At 63.7% G+C, this 16,469-nt stretch carries 17 protein-coding genes and 1 pseudogene; 5 read left to right on the plus strand and 13 right to left on the minus strand.

The annotated features are described in order from the left end of the window. Positions 1–2: 2 nt before the first annotated feature. The 4 genes from NKJ64_RS16040 to NKJ64_RS16055 all read right to left on the minus strand — a co-directional run bounded on the left by NKJ64_RS16040 (position 3) and on the right by NKJ64_RS16055 (position 4,390). Complete coding sequence (locus tag NKJ64_RS16040) at positions 3–821, minus strand: ABC transporter permease (RefSeq protein WP_352462912.1); 819 nt, start codon at positions 819–821, stop codon at positions 3–5. A 1-nt stretch (position 822) separates the two neighbouring features. Next, positions 823–1,734 (minus strand): ABC transporter permease, encoded by a 912-nt coding sequence (locus tag NKJ64_RS16045; protein ID WP_352462913.1) that lies wholly within the window; start codon positions 1,732–1,734, stop codon positions 823–825. Positions 1,735–1,971: 237 nt separating this feature from the next. After that, entirely contained in the window at positions 1,972–3,261 is a 1,290-nt protein-coding gene (locus tag NKJ64_RS16050) for an ABC transporter substrate-binding protein (RefSeq protein WP_023682324.1), read from the minus strand. 28 nt (positions 3,262–3,289) lie between these two features. Then, entirely contained in the window at positions 3,290–4,390 is a 1,101-nt protein-coding gene (locus NKJ64_RS16055) for an ABC transporter ATP-binding protein (RefSeq protein ID WP_352462914.1), read from the minus strand. Between the two features lie 263 nt (positions 4,391–4,653). Here NKJ64_RS16055 and NKJ64_RS16060 point away from each other — a divergent pair, with 263 nt between their 5' ends. Then, the gene (locus NKJ64_RS16060; protein ID WP_023669398.1) at positions 4,654–5,364 is read left to right on the plus strand and encodes a GntR family transcriptional regulator; all 711 of its coding nucleotides are present in this window, start codon (positions 4,654–4,656) and stop codon (positions 5,362–5,364) included. A 3-nt stretch (positions 5,365–5,367) separates the two neighbouring features. Here NKJ64_RS16060 and NKJ64_RS16065 read toward each other — a convergent pair whose 3' ends face one another. Continuing rightward, on the minus strand, positions 5,368–6,597 hold the full coding sequence (locus NKJ64_RS16065; protein WP_352462915.1) for a GNAT family N-acetyltransferase: 1,230 nt from the start codon (positions 6,595–6,597) through the stop codon (positions 5,368–5,370). A gap of 91 nt (positions 6,598–6,688) precedes the next feature. Between NKJ64_RS16065 and NKJ64_RS16070 the strand changes: the two genes are divergently transcribed. Further along, entirely contained in the window at positions 6,689–7,747 is a 1,059-nt protein-coding gene (locus NKJ64_RS16070; protein WP_352462916.1) for a polysaccharide deacetylase family protein, read from the plus strand. Between the two features lie 15 nt (positions 7,748–7,762). Here NKJ64_RS16070 and NKJ64_RS16075 read toward each other — a convergent pair whose 3' ends face one another. Then, positions 7,763–7,978, minus strand: coding sequence for a DUF2842 domain-containing protein (locus tag NKJ64_RS16075; RefSeq protein WP_023669401.1), 216 nt, complete (start codon positions 7,976–7,978; stop codon positions 7,763–7,765). A gap of 150 nt (positions 7,979–8,128) precedes the next feature. Between NKJ64_RS16075 and NKJ64_RS16080 the strand changes: the two genes are divergently transcribed. Further along, positions 8,129–9,253, plus strand: a complete 1,125-nt coding sequence (locus NKJ64_RS16080) for a COX15/CtaA family protein (RefSeq protein WP_023669402.1) — start codon at positions 8,129–8,131, stop codon at positions 9,251–9,253. Between the two features lie 53 nt (positions 9,254–9,306). On the opposite strand, the gene NKJ64_RS16085 is transcribed toward NKJ64_RS16080, so the two are convergent. From NKJ64_RS16085 to speB, 3 genes are all read right to left on the minus strand, one after another. After that, positions 9,307–10,146, minus strand: a complete 840-nt coding sequence (locus NKJ64_RS16085; protein ID WP_023669403.1) for an aminoglycoside phosphotransferase family protein — start codon at positions 10,144–10,146, stop codon at positions 9,307–9,309. Positions 10,147–10,207: 61 nt separating this feature from the next. Then, complete coding sequence (argC, locus tag NKJ64_RS16090; protein ID WP_023682318.1) at positions 10,208–11,134, minus strand: N-acetyl-gamma-glutamyl-phosphate reductase; 927 nt, start codon at positions 11,132–11,134, stop codon at positions 10,208–10,210. A gap of 29 nt (positions 11,135–11,163) precedes the next feature. Then, positions 11,164–12,165, minus strand: a complete 1,002-nt coding sequence (speB, locus tag NKJ64_RS16095; protein WP_023669405.1) for an agmatinase — start codon at positions 12,163–12,165, stop codon at positions 11,164–11,166. A 98-nt stretch (positions 12,166–12,263) separates the two neighbouring features. Here speB and NKJ64_RS16100 point away from each other — a divergent pair. After that, positions 12,264–12,483, plus strand: a pseudogene (locus tag NKJ64_RS16100) (glycerophosphodiester phosphodiesterase family protein); the annotation flags it as partial. Positions 12,484–12,684: 201 nt separating this feature from the next. Here NKJ64_RS16100 and NKJ64_RS16105 read toward each other — a convergent pair. Continuing rightward, entirely contained in the window at positions 12,685–13,557 is an 873-nt protein-coding gene (locus NKJ64_RS16105; RefSeq protein WP_352462917.1) for an aldo/keto reductase family oxidoreductase, read from the minus strand. Between the two features lie 91 nt (positions 13,558–13,648). On the opposite strand from NKJ64_RS16105, the gene NKJ64_RS16110 reads away from it, so the two are divergent. Then, complete coding sequence (locus NKJ64_RS16110) at positions 13,649–14,548, plus strand: LysR family transcriptional regulator (RefSeq protein WP_023693291.1); 900 nt, start codon at positions 13,649–13,651, stop codon at positions 14,546–14,548. A gap of 267 nt (positions 14,549–14,815) precedes the next feature. On the opposite strand, the gene rpsI is transcribed toward NKJ64_RS16110, so the two are convergent. The 3 genes from rpsI to NKJ64_RS16125 form a co-directional block, all read right to left on the minus strand. After that, a complete protein-coding gene (gene rpsI, locus NKJ64_RS16115) occupies positions 14,816–15,298 on the minus strand; it encodes a 30S ribosomal protein S9 (protein ID WP_023669408.1) in 483 nt (160 codons plus the stop codon). Between the two features lies 1 nt (position 15,299). After that, positions 15,300–15,764 carry a 50S ribosomal protein L13 gene (gene rplM / locus NKJ64_RS16120; protein WP_023669409.1) on the minus strand — a complete coding sequence of 155 codons (465 nt, stop codon included), beginning with the start codon at positions 15,762–15,764 and terminating at the stop codon, positions 15,300–15,302. Positions 15,765–15,979: 215 nt separating this feature from the next. Then, positions 15,980–16,444 carry a PaaI family thioesterase gene (locus NKJ64_RS16125; RefSeq protein ID WP_023669410.1) on the minus strand — a complete coding sequence of 155 codons (465 nt, stop codon included), beginning with the start codon at positions 16,442–16,444 and terminating at the stop codon, positions 15,980–15,982. Positions 16,445–16,469: the final 25 nt, after the last annotated feature.

Raw genomic sequence — 16,469 nt, forward strand, 5'->3', positions numbered from 1 at the left:
AATCAAACCCTGGCCCGCTTGCGGCCGACATAGAGGATGGCGCCCAGTGTGGCCAGGATCACCAGGAAGGAGAACACGGTGGTCACCGTGCCCAGCGCGTAGAGCACCGGCGTCGTGACATTGGTGGTCATGCCGTAGATCTCGAGCGGCAGCGTGTTGAAGGTGCCCGACGTCATCAGCGTGCGGGCGAACTCGTCATAGGACAGCGTGAAGCCGAACAGGCCGACGCCGATCAGGCTTGGCGCGATCATCGGCAGCACGACATGGGCGAAGGTCTGCCAGGAGTTGGCGCCCAGGTCACGCGCGGCTTCCTCATAGGCGGGCGAGAAGCGGTTGAAGACGGCGAACATGATGAGCACGCCGAAGGGCAAGGTCCAGGTCAGGTGCGCGCCGAAGGCCGATGTGTACCAGGCTGGGCGGAAGCCGACCTGCTGGAAGACGACGCCGATGCCGAGCGAAATGATGATCGAGGGTACTACGAGGCTGGCGACCGCCAGGTAGAACAAAGCGGTGGCGCCACGAAATTTTTGCCGGAAAGCGAGCCCTGCCAGCAGCGACACGACGACGGTGACGATCATCACCATAAGGCCGAGCACGAGCGAGCGCTTGAAGCTGCCGCCGAAATCGCCGACCGCCTGGCGCTCGAACAGATTGGCGAACCAGTGCAGCGACACGCCATTGAGCGGGAAGGTGAGGCCGCCGGTCTCGCCTTGGAAAGAAAGGATCAGGATCGCCGACAGCGGGCCGTAGAGGAACAGCACGAACAGAGTGAAGAAGACCGCAAGCACATAGAATTCGAGGGTGCGTTTTTCGTGGCTCACCTCAAAGCTCCTTGCGGATGTCGACGATGCGCAGGATGCCCGCGACCATCAACAGTACCAACACCAGCAACACTACGGCATTGGCGGCGGCTGCGGGATACTGCAGCAGCGACATCTGGTTCTTCATCATCAGTGCGACCGACGCGCTCTGGCCGCCCGACATCACCTGCACAGTGGAGAAATCGGCCATCACCAGCGTGACGACGAAGATGGTGCCGATCGCCATGCCGGGCTTGGCCAGCGGGATGACGACGTTCCACAAGACCTGCCAGCCGGACGCGCCGGCATCGCGCGCGGCCTCGACCAGCGAGCGGTCGATGCGCATCAACGTGTTGAAGATCGGCGTTACCATGAACAGCGTGTAGAGATGCACCATGGCCAGCACCACGGCGAATTCCGAATAGAGCAGCCATTCGATGGGTTTTGGCACCAGCCCCAATTGCACCAGCGTCGAGTTGATCAACCCGTTGCGGCCAAGCACCGGGATCCACGAGATCATGCGGATGATGTTGGAGGTCAGGAACGGCACCGTGCAGACAAGGAACAGCACCATCTGCATGGCGGTGGTGCGGATATGGAAGGCGAGGAAATAGGCGACCCAGAAGCCGATGAACAAGGTCAGAGCCCAGACGACGGCAGCGAATTTGATGGTGTTGAGATAGGTCTTCCAGGTGACCCATGATCCCAGCACGTCGGAATAGTTCGTCGTCAGGAAATCCGGATACATGGCGGCGAAGTCATAATCCCAGAAGGAGACGACGACGATCATGATGATTGGCAAGAGCAGGAACGCACCGAGGATGAGCGCCAGCGGCGCCGATTGCAAATAGGGCGTGACGGCGCCAAGGGAGACGCGGCGGCGTCTGGCGGGCTTGGCTGCTGCGATGGCGGGGCGTTCGAGCGCGACTGTCATTGGGAAAATCCTCCGCGTGATCGCGATGACTTGCGATCCTTCGCGCCCCCCTCTGTCCTGCCGGACATCTCCCCAACGAGCGGGGAGATCGAACTCTCATAACGGCCTTCGCCAAACTCCAACGTTGCTAACGAAGAGCCGGCCATGACGCTGCCAATCTCCCCCCAAGTGGGGGAGATGTCCGGCAGGACAGAGGGGGGCGCGAAGGATCGCAACATCACAGTGAACGCGTCCGCTCTACGCCGCGATGAATTCGTTCCAGCGCTTCACCATGTAGCGGTCCTCGTCCATGACCGAGTTCCAGCAGGCGACCTTGCCCATACGCTCTTCGAACGAGCCGCCGTCGCGCACGGCGCCGGCCTTTTCCATGACGGTGCCGTCCGGCGCCTTGATCTCGCCCTTGGCCGGCTTGCCTTCGATCCAGTAGCCCCATTCGTCCTCGGACATGAACTTCTTGGCCGAGACCATATTGGCGGAATAGTAGCCCTGGCGGTTGAGATAGCCGCCGACCCAGCCCGACGTATACCAGTTGATGTATTCGTAGGCCGCGTCGAGTTCGGCGCCCTTGAGATGGGCGGCAAGGCCAAGGCCGCCGCCCCATGAGCGGTAGCCCTCCTTGAGCGGCTGGAAGCGGCAGGCGATGCCTTTGGAGCGCACGGCGGCGACGGCCGGCGACCACATCGACTGGATGACCACTTCGCCCGATGCCATCAGGTTGACGCTCTCGTCGAACGACTTCCAGAAGGCGCGGAACTGGCCGGCCTGCTTGGCCTTGATGAGGAAGTCGATCGTCTTGTCGATCTCTTCCTTGGTCATGTTGCCCTTGTCGGCATATTTGATGCTGCCTGTGGCCTCCATGATCATGGCCGCATCCATGATACCGATGGACGGGATGTTGAGGATCGCGGTCTTGCCCTTGAAGGCCGGGTCCATGATGTCGGCCCAGGTGGTGATGTCGCGGCCGACGAGGTCGGGCCGGATGCCTAGCGTATCGGCGTTGTAGATCGTCGGCACCATGGTGAACCACTTGGTCGGCGCCTTGGCGAAGGTCTTTGAGTCCTGCGCTTCGACATAGCCGACCGTGTGCGGCGCGGTGCCCTGGGCAATGATGCTGTCGGGCGTCAGCTTGCCGGTTTTGAACAATGGCACCAGCTCGTCGTAGTATTTCAGCTTACTGACATCCATCGGCTGCAGCACGCCGCTCGGGAACACCTTCTTGCAGATCCAGTATTCGATGTCGGCGATGTCATAGCTGTCGGGCTGGGTCACGGCGCGCTGGGCGGCCGCGTCCGAATCGGTCGCCGTCATTTCCAGCGTGATGCCGAGGTCGGCCTTGCACTTGTCGGCGATCGCGTTCAGGTTCGACACGCCGGTGCCGAACTGGCGCAGCGTGATGTTGGACTGCGCCCAGATGGTCGGGAAGCCTGTAATGGCGCCCGAGCCTGCGGCGAGGCCGACGGCGGCCGCACCTGTCTTGAGCAACGAACGGCGCGAAATTCCGGTCTTTGTTTCTACTGTTTTTGTCATTCCTATTCCCCTGTTTTGTTTTGCGAACTCATGAATGAAGGCGCCCGAGGACGATGGCGTCCTCGGAATCCCAGGCGAGCGGTACGGCGCCGCCAAGGGCGACGGGTTTGGCGAAGAAGTCGGAATCGTCGATGATGACCGTGAAATCGTCGATGCCGGCACCGGTGACCGACAGCTTCACCGTGGCGCCGCGATACTCGATGTTGGAGACGATGCCGGTGAAGCCGAGGCCGGGCGAGGGCGCTTCGCCGATGCGCACATGGTCGGTGCGGATGGCGATGTCGATCGGCGTGCCAACCTCCTGGCCCGCCTCCCGGCCTTGCCCGCGGGCGGCGAGCGAGGCGCCACCATTGACGTCGAAGACGACCATGCCGTCGCGCTCGCCGGTGACCCGGCCGGAGATCACATTGTGGTCGCCCATGAAGCGCGCGACGAAGGCGGTGGCCGGCCTCTCGAACACATCTCGCGGCGGCGCCGCCTGTTCGATGCGGCCGTCATTCATCACCACGATCAGGTCCGCCAAGGCCATGGCTTCTTCCTGGCTGTGGGTGACGTGGACGAAAGTGATGCCAAGCGAGGTCTGCAATTTCTTCAGCTCGGCGCGCATGCGTATCTTTAGGAACGGGTCGAGTGCCGACAGCGGCTCGTCGAGCAGCAGCGCCTCGGGATCGGTGATCAGAGCGCGGGCGAGTGCAACACGCTGCTGCTGGCCGCCGGAAAGCTGCGCCGGCCTGCGCGTCGCATAGGCCTCCATCTGCATCAGCTTGAGCATGTCGAGCGCCTTGGCACGGCGCTGCTCCTTGTCGACGCCCTTCATCTTCAGGCTGAAGGCGACATTGTCGACAAGGTCGAGATGCGGAAACAGCGCATAGGACTGGAACATCATCGCCGTGCCGCGCTTTGCCGGCGGCAGGTCGGTGACGACAATGTTGCCGAGGCGGACATCGCCCGACGAAATGCTTTCGTGGCCGGCGATCATGCGCAGCGTCGAGGTCTTGCCGCAGCCGGAGGGGCCAAGCAGGCAGCAATAGGTGCCTGCCGGTATTTTCAGGCTGATGGCCTCGACAGCAGTCGTCGTTCCGTACACTTTCGAAACGGAGATGATGTCGATCTCGGCGGCTTTGGACATTCAGGCTTCCCCGTTTGGTCGCATTAACCAATGCATTATGCGTGCCAATCGGCGAGATTCGGCCAAGCGTTTGAATCATCAGCAAAATCGGGATTCGTGCCCACTGCCTAGCCGGTGGGCTATCTTGTGCATTGCACAAATTATGGGCGATTGTGCGCGATCCGCGCAAGAATCGTATGCAATCTTTTTTCGCTTGGTGTCCACTTTGCCTCTCGTACGCAAGCGACCAGTTGCGCTAGAAGAGGCTGGGAACCATCATCGCCATGAACATTGCCGATCAGATCCATTCCGCCGACAGCGCCAACCAGGATCGCGCCCAGGCGATCCGCGACAATCTGCGGGACGCCATCGTTGACCGTCGGCTGACGCCCGGCACCAAGCTGTCGGAAGGCGAGGTCGGCACGCTGTTCGACGTCTCGCGCACGGTCGCGCGCGCGGCGCTGCAGATGCTGTCCTTCGAGGGGCTGGTGCGTACCGAACGCAACCGTGGCGCCTTCGTCGCCAACCCTTCGCCCGAGGAAGCGCGCCAGGTGTTCGCATCGCGCCGGCTGATCGAGCCGGGCATCGCCATTGCCGCCTGCGGGCGGGTCACAGCCACCGATATCGCTGCGTTCCGAGCGCAGCTCGACGAGGAAGGGCGCTTCATCGCCGAGCGCGGCCCAACCGCCCGGCGCTCCGAAATCAAGGCATCAGGCGATTTCCATCTGCTGCTCGCCTCCGTCGCCGGCAATGCCATCCTGCAGCGCTTCATGGAGGAGCTGGTGGCGCGTTCGTCGCTGGTCATCGCCCTTTACGGACGATCCGGCGTGTCGGCCTGCGGGCACAGTGAGCACACGGAAATGGTCGGCGCGCTGGAGAGCGGCGATTGCGGGTTGGTGAGCCGGCTGATGCTGCACCATATCGACCACATCGAGGCGGATCTCGACCTGCGGGTCAGGGCCGGCCCGGCGCTCCGCGAAGCGCTGAATTTCTGAACGCTAGTTTTCGTCGTCCGTGGGAGCGGGCGCTGCCTGTCCGGCGGCCTTGCGGCGCAGCATCTTGGTCAGCTTCCAGACCGTCGGGTTGTTCTTGATGAAGGCTTTCGCCCGTGCGCCCTGCCGCAGCGCCGACGCCAGGGCGCGTCCCTTCAGCGTCAGGGGCGCCAGCACCTCGAAATGCTGGGACTCGATATCGCACCAGAGCCGCTTGTAGGGCTCGTCGCCGACCGAGAAATCATAGACATCGAAGCCTGTTTGGCAGGCTTCCTCGATGATGTCGAAGAAAAGGAAATCGCCGGGGCTGGTGTGGCCGAGATCGTCCTCGGCGATGGCGCCGAATTCGCAGATCAGGCGTTTGCCCGAGCGGCTCGAGCCGGTGATTGCGCGCAGCTTGCCGGCCACTTCGAGCCCATGCAGCACAAAGGCCGGTTTCTCCTCGGCCAGCGCGCCGGCGAAGAGGGCACGGAAGAAAGCCCGCACCTCCGGCTCGCCGAAGACATTGGCGATGCCCATCTTGGCGAAGCGGAACTCCTTCATCTCGAAGAAAGCGTCGAGCAGCCGGTTCACCTCTTCGGGTGTCTGCGCCTCGATGCGGCGATGAACGCCGACCGCCTCGAACTTGCGTGTCTGCGAACGGTGCTTCTTGCGCTTGCGCTTGCCGCCCACACGCGACAGCAGCGCATCGAAACCACCGTCGAGATTGACGGCGAGCGACAGGTTTGGGCTCGGAAAGTTGGAGAACGCCGCCAGCGGATTGGCAACGCCATCGAGGTCGGGCAGCAGCCTTTCCAAGGCAACGAGATCGATGTCGGGACGCGCCTTGCCGATCGCCGTCACCAGCCTGCGGATCCCCCCAGCATCTGCCTTTGCCAGCCATGCCGGATCGGCGGCGGCGAAATTGCCGTTGGCATGGCGCCCGCCCATGAAGCGGGCGACGCGGAATGGACCAGTTCGCGTGATTTCCAGTGCCAGTGCAAAGACCGGCCTGTCCTCGATTGTCAGCGTGGCGACGACCGCATCGGGATTGGCCTGCGCCGTCCAGGCACGAACCCAGGCCGCGCTTTGCGCCGGCGCAAACAGCGCCGAACGGCAGAATTCGCCGTAAGAGGCGAGCGCGGCAGCATCTGCGATCGACACCGACAGACTGGTCTGGTCGGCAGCCGGCGTGCGCGCAGACGCCTTGCTTGCGGCGAGCCGATTGCCGTCAAATGACGCGGTGGCGTCAACCATACCTCAATCCTTAAGGCGTATTCGTCGCGATCAGGAGTTCGCGTCGGCGCGTTCCGTGCTTGGATCGAGCCTAGGCGCAAAAGGTGAATGAATGATCGACGGTGGTGAGGCAGTTCGGAAACTGGCGCTTAATATCGCCCGCTTTACCGGCCTTGCACCGCTGGCCAAGCCGTTCGTCGGCGGCATTGGCGCAATCCTCATGTTGCATCGGGTCACCGCCACGCCGGAGAAGCCGGACGGCGTCAACCGCCACCTCAACATCGCCCCGCGATTCCTCGACGCTCTCGTCGCCGACATGAAGTCGAGGGGCTATGCCTTCGTCACCCTCGACGAGGCGATCGAGCGCATCAAGGCCGGCGGCAAGGACGGCCAGTTCGCCACCATCACCGCCGACGACGCCTATCGCGACAACATGACCGAAGCGCTGCCAGTGCTCGAAAAGCATGGCGCGCCGATCACCATCTATGTCGCGCCGGGTCTGATCGACGGCAGCGCCGATTTATGGTGGGACGTGGTCGAGGATATCGTCAACGCGCGGGAGCGTTTGACGCTGGCGACGCCGAAGGGGCCGGTGACCATAGACTGCTCGACCTACGGCAAGAAACTCCACGCCAATGCGCGTCTGCATGCCTATCTGACGCTCGAGGTGCGCGAGGAGGATCAGCGCGCCGTGCTGCGCGATCTGGCGCACTCGAACGGCATCGACCTCGATGGCTTGCGCCCAAGCACGCTGATGACTTGGGACGATATCCGCGCCGTGGCCGGGCACAGGCTGGTGACGATCGGCGCGCATACGGTCAACCACCGCAATCTGAAGCGGCTCGACGAAGCCGATGCGCGCCATGAGATCGTCGACGTCAGGCGCCAACTGCAGGCGCAGCTCGGCGAAGACCCCCGTCATCTCGCTTACCCCTATGGTTACGCCAGCGCTGTCGGCTGCCGCGAAGTGGGCTTTGCCCGCGACGCCGGCTACGCCTCGGCGGTGACCACTCGCCACGGCGTGCTGCACGCCGAGCACGCCGGCTTCCTGCACGCGCTGCCGCGCATTTCGATCAACGGCCGCTACCAGAGCGTCGCCCATATCCGCACCATGTTGTCGGGCTTAACGACGCCGCTGGCCAATGCCGGCAAAATGGTGGTCACCATCTAACCTGGGGCGGGCTCTTCAGCCTTTCGGCGGCGGCTCCAGGATCAGCCATTTGATGATGCCCATCGCAGGCAGCACCCAGAACAGGCCGCTGAACAGGAAGAACAGGAAGTGCACCAGCGGGCTGGATTGCGACAGCTGCGCGACCGCTATGATCGACGCGACCAGCGCATAGATGATGACCAGCGCCACCAGCAGGAAAGTTCCGATCAGCTTTTTCAGGCGGATGGGCATGAGCGTTCTCGTTGATCGCCTCCGCTTAGGCCCAACCGCGCGCCTGTGCAACCCGGGAGATGCGGCGCGACGGCGTGCCGCGCCGTCCGGTCTTGTCAGCCGGGTTGCGATGGTTCACCAATCCGCCACGTCAACCTGCCGGGACCAACCATGGCCGCCATATCAGCCGCCGCGCCTTACATTGACCGCGATCGCGACTTGAAAAATCGGGCGCTGGTGCGCGGCTGGCTGTATGTCGTGCTTCTGGTGCTGTTTGCGCTGGTGCTGGTCGGCGGCGCCACCAGGCTCACCAATTCCGGCCTGTCGATCACCGAGTGGAAGCCGATCCACGGTGTGATACCGCCGCTCAATGACGCGGAGTGGCAGGAGGAATTCCAGCTTTATCAAAAGATTCCGCAATATGCCGAGCTCAACAAGGGCATGAGCCTGGACGCCTTCAAATCGATCTTCTGGTGGGAATGGGCGCACCGCATCCTGGCGCGCAGTGTCGGCCTGGTCTTCGGCCTGCCGTTGCTGGTCTTGTGGGCGACGCGCCGCATCGAGCGCGGCCTTGGGCCAAAGCTGGTCGGTATTCTGCTGCTTGGTGGCCTGCAAGGCGCCATCGGCTGGTGGATGGTGGCCTCCGGCCTGGTCGACCGCGTCTCCGTCAGCCAGTACCGGCTGGCGACGCATTTGACGCTTGCCGCCCTGATCTTCACTGCCACCATGGTGGTCGCGCGCGGGCTGGCGCCGCATTCGGAGCCTGCCGCCGGCCGGTCGACGCAAAGACTGGCCGGTTTCATCGTGCTGCTGGCGCTGGTCCAGATCTATCTCGGCGGGCTGGTCGCAGGGCTCGACGCCGGCCTGAGCTACAACACCTGGCCGCTGATGGACGGCAAGATCATCCCCGGCGAGCTGCTGCTGCTCGAACCGGCCTGGCGCAATTTCTTCGAGAACCCGAAGACGGTGCAGTTCGTCCACCGGCTCGGCGCCTATACGGTCTTTGCCATCGCGCTCTGGCATATGATAGCGACGCGCCGGCGGCTGCCGGGCACGACACACGCACGCCGCGCAACGCTGCTGTTTCTGCTGGTGCTGGTGCAGGCCTCGATCGGCATCGGCACGCTGCTGATGCAGGTGCCGCTGCACATGGCGCTGACCCATCAGGCCTTCGCGCTGGTCCTGCTGGGATTTGCCGCCGCCCACTGGCGCGGCAACAAGGGCGCCTATCCACTGCCAACGCGGCCGCCCATGAACGCAGGTACATCGTCTACGGTGTCTTGGCCGTCGCAATAATCTATTTCGCGAACGAACTGCCTCGCTACGTCTAAAGCGCGAGGCTGCGCCGGTCAGAAGCTGAGCCGCACCTTTCGGATCACTCCCGCAACCGACAGCTCGCGGTTCTCGTCGACCGCATTCTCGTCCTCATGATGCCATGCGGCCGACAGGCAGCCATAGGCGATGGCATGGTCGAGAATGGCAGCCGGCGTCTGGCCGAGTGTCCTGGCGAAGATCTCAGCCATATGCGCGATGCGCTCGGGATCGAGGCAGAGGTCGTCGCGCCCCAGTGGGTTGTAGAACAGATTGGCGGCGTCGAAGCCGGGATCGCCGAGCACGCCCTTCGGGTCGATCGCCAGCCAGCCGCGCGCACCGTGCAAAATGTTGTCGTGATGCAGGTCGCCATGCAGCGGCTTGACCGCATGCGGGGCATCGAGCAGCCGGTCCGCGATTTCGGCGGCCTCGATATAGAGGCTGTGCTCTCCGGCGTCGCGATCGGCTCCGGCCTTTTTGAACAGGCTGGCAAACCGTGTCCGCAGCGGCTGCAGGTCCGGCGGGGCAGGGTGTCTTGAGGGCGAGAACAGTCTCCCCATCAACTCGGCCGCGATTGCGGTCGCGGCGTTGTCGCCTTCTTTGGCCAGAACGTCGGAAAGCAGGGTGTCGCCGGCATATTCGAGCAGCATGCGGTGGCCGTCCCGGCCAAGCAGCCGCACCGCGCCTTCGCCGCGCCGCCATGCGAGATAGTGCTCGCCGCGCAACTCGTCCTCGACATCGTCGAATGGTTTGAGCGCCTTGACGATGGCCGGCGAGCCGTCCTCACGCCGCACCTTCCAGATGCGGCTCGAAAACGTCTCCGCAATGAGCTCGGGCGCGCTGATCTTCCAGCGCTTTGGAAATGCAGGCGCGTCCATTCAGAGCGTGATGCCGAAAAGTGTTAAGCGGTTTTCGGGCAACATGCTCTCTCCAACTGAATTAAAGGCCGAGCATCAGATCCATGTTCTGAACGGCAGCACCCGAGGCGCCCTTTCCGAGATTGTCATAGACCGCAATCAGCAGCGCCTGCGCCCGGTCGTCATTGGCAAAGACATAGACCTTCATCCGATTGGTGCCGTTATAGACCTCGGGATTGATCTCGGGCAGGCGCTCCACGTGCTCGTAAGGAGCTACCTCGACCACGCCGCCCTTGATGGCGGCAAAATGGTCGGCGATTGCCGCGTGCAGTTCGGCGCCGGCCGGCACATGGTCGAGCCCGCCGAGCTGCAGCGGCACCACTGTGATCATGCCTTGGGCGAAATTGCCGACCGCCGGCTGCATGATCGGATCGTGCGACAGCTTCGCATAGGTGCGCAGCTCCGGCACATGCTTGTGCTGCAGGGTCAGCCCATAGACCTGGAATTCAGAGGCATCCTCGCCCTTGGCGACATAGTCCTCGATCATCGGCCGGCCGCCGCCCGAATAGCCCGAAATGCCATTGACGGTGATCGGGAAATCCGCCGGCAGCAGACCGGCAGCGACCAGCGGCCGCAGCGTCGCGATCGGCCCTTGCGGCCAGCAGCCGGGATTGGCGACGCGTTTCGCATTGGCGATGATCCTGGCCTGATCCTTGTCCAGCTCGGCAAAACCGTATTCCCAGCCCTCGGCGACGCGATGCGCCGTGGAGGCGTCGATCACCTTGGTGGTGTCGTTGGCAATCAGCGACACGCTTTCCTTGGCAGCCGCATCCGGCAGGCACAGGATGGCGACATCGGCGGCATTGAGGAACTCGGCGCGCGCCGCCGTTTCCTTGCGGCGCTCGGCCGGGATCGAGATGATCTCGAGGTCGCCGCGCTCGGCCAGCAGCGCCCGGATCTGCAGGCCGGTGGTGCCGTGTTCGCCATCGATGAAGATTTTCGGTTTCATGTGCCCGTCAATTCCCTGCTAATTCAGGCTTATATGCCCTGGCCATGGTTTGCCGCGCCATGGTTGCCGCTGTTCAGCTCTTCCGCCCGCGCTTTTCGCTCGGCCACCAGGCCGAGATAGTGCATGGCCACCATCGAGCCGGCGATCGCCGTTATATCGGCGTGATCATAGGCCGGCGCAACCTCGACGACGTCGGCGCCGACAATATCGACCTGGCCGAGCTGGCGCAGCGTCGACAGGATTTTCGCCGAGGACGGTCCGCCGGCAACCGGCGTGCCGGTGCCGGGCGCAAAGGCCGGGTCGAGGCAGTCGATGTCGAAGGTGAGATAGGTCTTCCTGCCGCCGGTGCGGTCGACGATCGCATAGGCGATGTCGGAAGCCCGCATCTCCTCGATCTCGTGACCGTAAAGGATCTTGATGCCGAACGTATCGGGGGCATGCGTGCGGATGCCGATCTGGATCGAGCGGTCGGGGTCGATGATGCCTTCATTGACGGCGCGGCCGACGAACGAACCATGGTCGATGCGCTTGCCATCGTCAGGCCAGGTGTCCTGGTGCGCATCGAACTGCACCAGCGCCAGCGGCCCGTGGATGGCGGCATGTGCCTTGAGCAGCGGCCAGGTGACGAAATGATCGCCGCCGAGCGACAACAGGAAGGCACCCGATTTCAGGATCTTCGCCGCCTCGCGCTCGATCGTGCCTGGTGTCTTCTGGTGATTGCCCGAATCGAGCAGGCAATCGCCATAGTCGATGACGGCGAGATGCTCGAACAGGTCGCGCGAGAACGGATATTGCGGGTCGTTGTCGAGGATCGCCGAGGCGCGGCGGATCGCCTGCGGCCCGAAGCGCGCGCCCGGCCGGTTGGTGACGGCGGCATCGAACGGAATGCCCCACACGACGGCGTCCGCGCCCTTTGCATCCTTGGTGTATTTGCGCCGCATGAACGACAGCGCGCCGGCATAGGTCGGCTCGAAGGAAGGCCCCGTCTTGGAGCGGGCGGTGAACGCGTTGTCGATGGTCTGGTTCGCCATTACGGGTCCTTCTTTGTTCATCGGGCTGCCACAACTACAGAACCGGCACGCAAGATGCCAGTCACAGCTTGGCGAAGGACTTGTATAGCCAAGGCGCAAGGCCCGGCGGCTTCCTCTCCGGCGGCTGCGGCGATGAACTGGCGGTGCAGGCCGGCATTTCGGCCGAGATCACGGTTTCTGGGCCGAACGCGGCGCCACCATCATCCAGACCGACGAACCGAAGGCTGCGATTGGCTGGCTGGGGGCCAATGGGTTTCGGGTGCCTTATGTGGATGAGGCGAAGCCGGCCGAGCCGCGAATACGGCGAGTATCAATTAGAAATCGTACGTCGGCGCCATCACATCACCCGGCGCTGCGCGCCGACCTCCCCATCGAGGGGAGGTAGGGCGTTGGCGCTTTAGATTTCCGACAGTCGTAGCGATTGCGAGGCATGCAAGGCTGCCGCGACCTCCTACCTCCCCTCGATGGGGAGGTCGCGCCGAAGGCGCGGGTGGGGTGACAGCGCCGCCCGCAAAATCTTCACGCCGCTTTCGCCACCCCATCCAATTCCCTCAGCACATCAGCCGACAGCTCCAGTTCCGCCGCCGCCAGGTTCTCTCTCAAATGCCCGACCGACGACGTCCCCGGGATCAGCAGGATGTTCGGCGAGCGGCGCAGCAGCCAGGCGAGCGCGACCTGCAAGGGTGTGGCGCCGAGCCGCGCGGCCACATCCGACAAGGTCGACGACTGCAGCGGGCTGAAACCGCCGAGCGGGAAGAACGGCGTGTAGGCGATACCGGCGCGCGCCAGTTCATCGATCAACGCGTCGTCGTCGCGATGCGCCAGATTGTACTGGTTCTGCACGCAGACGATCTCGGCGATCCCACGGCCTTCCTCGACCTGCGCTGGGGTGACGTTGCTCAGGCCGATATGGCGCACCAGGCCCTTGCGCTGCAGTTCGGCAAGCGCGGTCAACTGCGCCTCGATCGAGCCCTCGGCCGGACCCATCACCCCGAACATGATGCGCAGATTGACGACATCCAGCACCTCAAGGCCGAGATTCCTGAGATTGTCGTGCACGGCCTGCTCTAGTTCCTTGGCGGAATAGGCAGGCAGCCAGGAGCCGTCGCTGCCGCGCCGCGCCCCGATCTTGGTGACGATGACGAGGTCTTGCGGATAGGGCGCCAGCGCTTCGCGGATCAGCTGGTTGGTGACATGCGGGCCATAATAGTCGCTGGTGTCGATGTGGTTGACCCCGGACGCCACCGCTTCGCGCAGCACAGCAATGGCCGCGTCCCGATCTTTCGGCGGACCGAAAACGTGCGGGCCGGCAAGTTGCATGGCGCCGTAGCCGAGCCGTTTCACGGTGTGGCTGCCGAGGGTGAATGTGCCGGATTTTTGGATGGTGGACATGGTCGATCTCCTTTGAGGAGGCGAAGATAGACGCTGCTCAACCTTGGGATAATAAGGTACAATCCGTACAGCTTGTGCGGAATGGCGAACAATGATGGATCTTGGCGATCTGAATGCTTTCGTGACGGTGGCGCGTGCCGGCGGTTTTCGCGAAGGGGCTCGCGCCGGCGGCGGCAGCGCGTCGGGCCTGAGCGAAGCGGTGCGCCGCCTGGAGACGCAGCTCGGCGTCAGGCTGTTCAACCGCACCACACGCAGCGTTGTTCCAACCGACGCAGGCCTCAGCCTCTTGGGAAGGCTTGGCCCGGCGCTGTCGGAGGTGGAGGCGGCCCTCGACGTGGTCAATGGCTTTCGCGACAGGCCGGCCGGTTCGCTGCGCCTCAACGTCCCGGTCAGCGCCGCGCGGCTGATATTGCCCGACATCGTTCCGGGCTTCCTCGCCGCCTATCCCGGCATTCGGCTGGAGGTCATCGCCGATGAGAACTTCGTCGACGTGTTGGCGGCCGGCTGCGACGCCGGCATCCGCTATGACGAGCGACTGGAGCAGGATATGATCGCGGTGCCGATCGGACCGCGCGTCCAGCGCTTCGCCACTGGCGCCAGCCCCGCCTATCTCGAGCGCCATGGGCGGCCGCAGCACCCGAGCGACCTGCTTGGCCATGCTTGTCTGCGCGGTCGTTTTGCCAGCGGTGCGATGCTGCCGTGGGAATTCGAGCGCGACGGCGAGGTGGTGCGGGTCGACACGACGGGGCCGTTGATCGTGCGGATCGGCGGGGCGAGCGATCTTGCCGTCCATGCGGCCATTGCCGGCAGCGGCATCGTCGCTCTCTTCGAGGGCTGGCTTCGCCCTCACTTCGAAAGCGGCGCCCTGGAGCCCGTGCTCGAACCTTGGTGGCAGAGTTTTCCCGGACCATTTCTGTACTATCCCGGACGGCGTCTGGTTCCAGCGCCGCTACGGGCGTTTATCGATTACATCAAGGCCGGCAAGTTCTGAGACTTGAACCGAGGCCGGCGCCATCACCCCACCCGGCGCTTCGCGCCGACCTCCCCATCGAGGGGAGGTAGGGTGCCGCGCTTTTATGGTCGAACTGGTTTGCTAGCCGCTGGACCATCGTGGATTGTCCGGGCGGCAAAACTGCCGCGACCTCCTACCTCCCCTCGATGGGGAGGTCGGCGCGACGCGCCGGGTGGGGTGACTGCCGAGACCCAAAAGAAAAGGCCGCCCGGAGGCGGCCTTTCGATGTCTGGAACGTCGCAGCGCTTAGCGCTTCGAGAACTGGAAGGAACGACGGGCCTTCGCCTTGCCGTACTTCTTGCGCTCGACGACGCGGCTGTCGCGGGTCAGGAAGCCGCCCTTCTTGAGCACGGCGCGCAGTGCCGGCTCATAGTAGGTCAGCGCCTTGGAGATGCCGTGACGAACGGCACCGGCCTGGCCGGACAGGCCGCCGCCGATGACGGTGGCGACGATGTCGTACTGGCCGGCGCGGTTGGAAGCGATGATCGGCTGGTTGAGGATCATCTGCAGGACCGGACGCGCGAAATAGGTCGCGAATTCCTTGTCGTTGACGACGATCTTGCCCGAACCCGGCTTCACCCAGACGCGGGCGATGGCGTTCTTGCGCTTGCCGGTGGCATAGGCGCGGCCCGACTTGTCGAGCTTCTGGACATGCACGGGTGCTGCCGGCTGGGTGTTGGTGTTGCCGGTGGCGGCGCCCAATTCTGCGAGCGAGGAAAGCTCAGCCATCTTATGCAACCTTCTTGTTCTTGGCGTTCAGCGCGCCGACGTCGAGGGTGACGGGCTGCTGGGCGACATGCGGATGTTCCGTGCCTGCATAGACGCGGAGGTTCTTCATCTGGCGACGGCCGAGCGGCCCGCGCGGGATCATGCGTTCGACGGCCTTCTCGACGACACGCTCGGGGAAACGGCCCTCGAGCAGCTGGCGCGCGGTGCGCTCCTTGATGCCGCCGGGGTGACCGGTGTGCCAGTAATAGACCTTGTCGGTGAACTTCTTGCCGGTGAACACCACCTTGTCCGCATTGATGACGATGACGTTATCGCCGTCGTCGACATGCGGGGTGAAGGTGGGCTTGTGCTTGCCGCGAAGATGATTGGCGATGACAGTGGCGAGACGGCCGACGACGAGACCCTCGGCGTCGATCAGCACCCACTTCTTCACCACATCCGCAGGCTTCTGCGAAAAGGTTGCCATGGATTTCTGCTTTCGATTTTGACCTTCCGAAGAAGGCGTTTCTTGTTGCTTGGATTGGCGACAAGGCACTTGCCCGCCGCCAATAACAAAACGGCGGCCTTTGCGGGCCGCTGCTTCGTGACGGCTTATAGGCGAGGGGAGTGGGCACGTCAAGGCGCAGGAAACGCACGTCTGCTCGCAAAGTGTAATAAAAACAAAGGTTTGACCAAAAGGTATTATTTTACCACATCGGCGGCGCGCTTCGGCGGGATCGAATAGGTGCCGGTCGCATGCGCTACCGTGTGTTCCCTCGGTCCGCCGACGATGTCGATATCGAACACCATCAGGCTCTTGCCCAGCTTCAGGATGCGGCAATGGCCGTCGATCGGGCCGGCCTCGGCCTTGCGGACGAAATTGATGTTGAGGTTGACGGTAACCGAAAGCGCATCCGGCCCGGCATGGCTGAGCACGCAGACATAGCCGCCAATGTCGGCCAGCGTGAACAGCGAGGGCCCGGACACCGTGCCGCCGGGCCGCAAATGCCGCTCGTCGGCATTGAGCCGCACCGTGCAGCCGCCCGGAAACACATCGAGCGCCTCATACGACGTGAACTCGTCGTTGAGCTGCGGGTAGACGCTGGCCATCAGCGCATTGACTTCAGCCGCCGTCAGCACCGGCTTGAGATTGTCCTGGGCGGGCATGTCGGTCTCTCGTTCTATGCCGGGC

Source organism: Mesorhizobium sp. M0062, from assembly GCF_040323125.1.
Classification (GTDB): Bacteria; Pseudomonadota; Alphaproteobacteria; order Rhizobiales; family Rhizobiaceae; genus Mesorhizobium.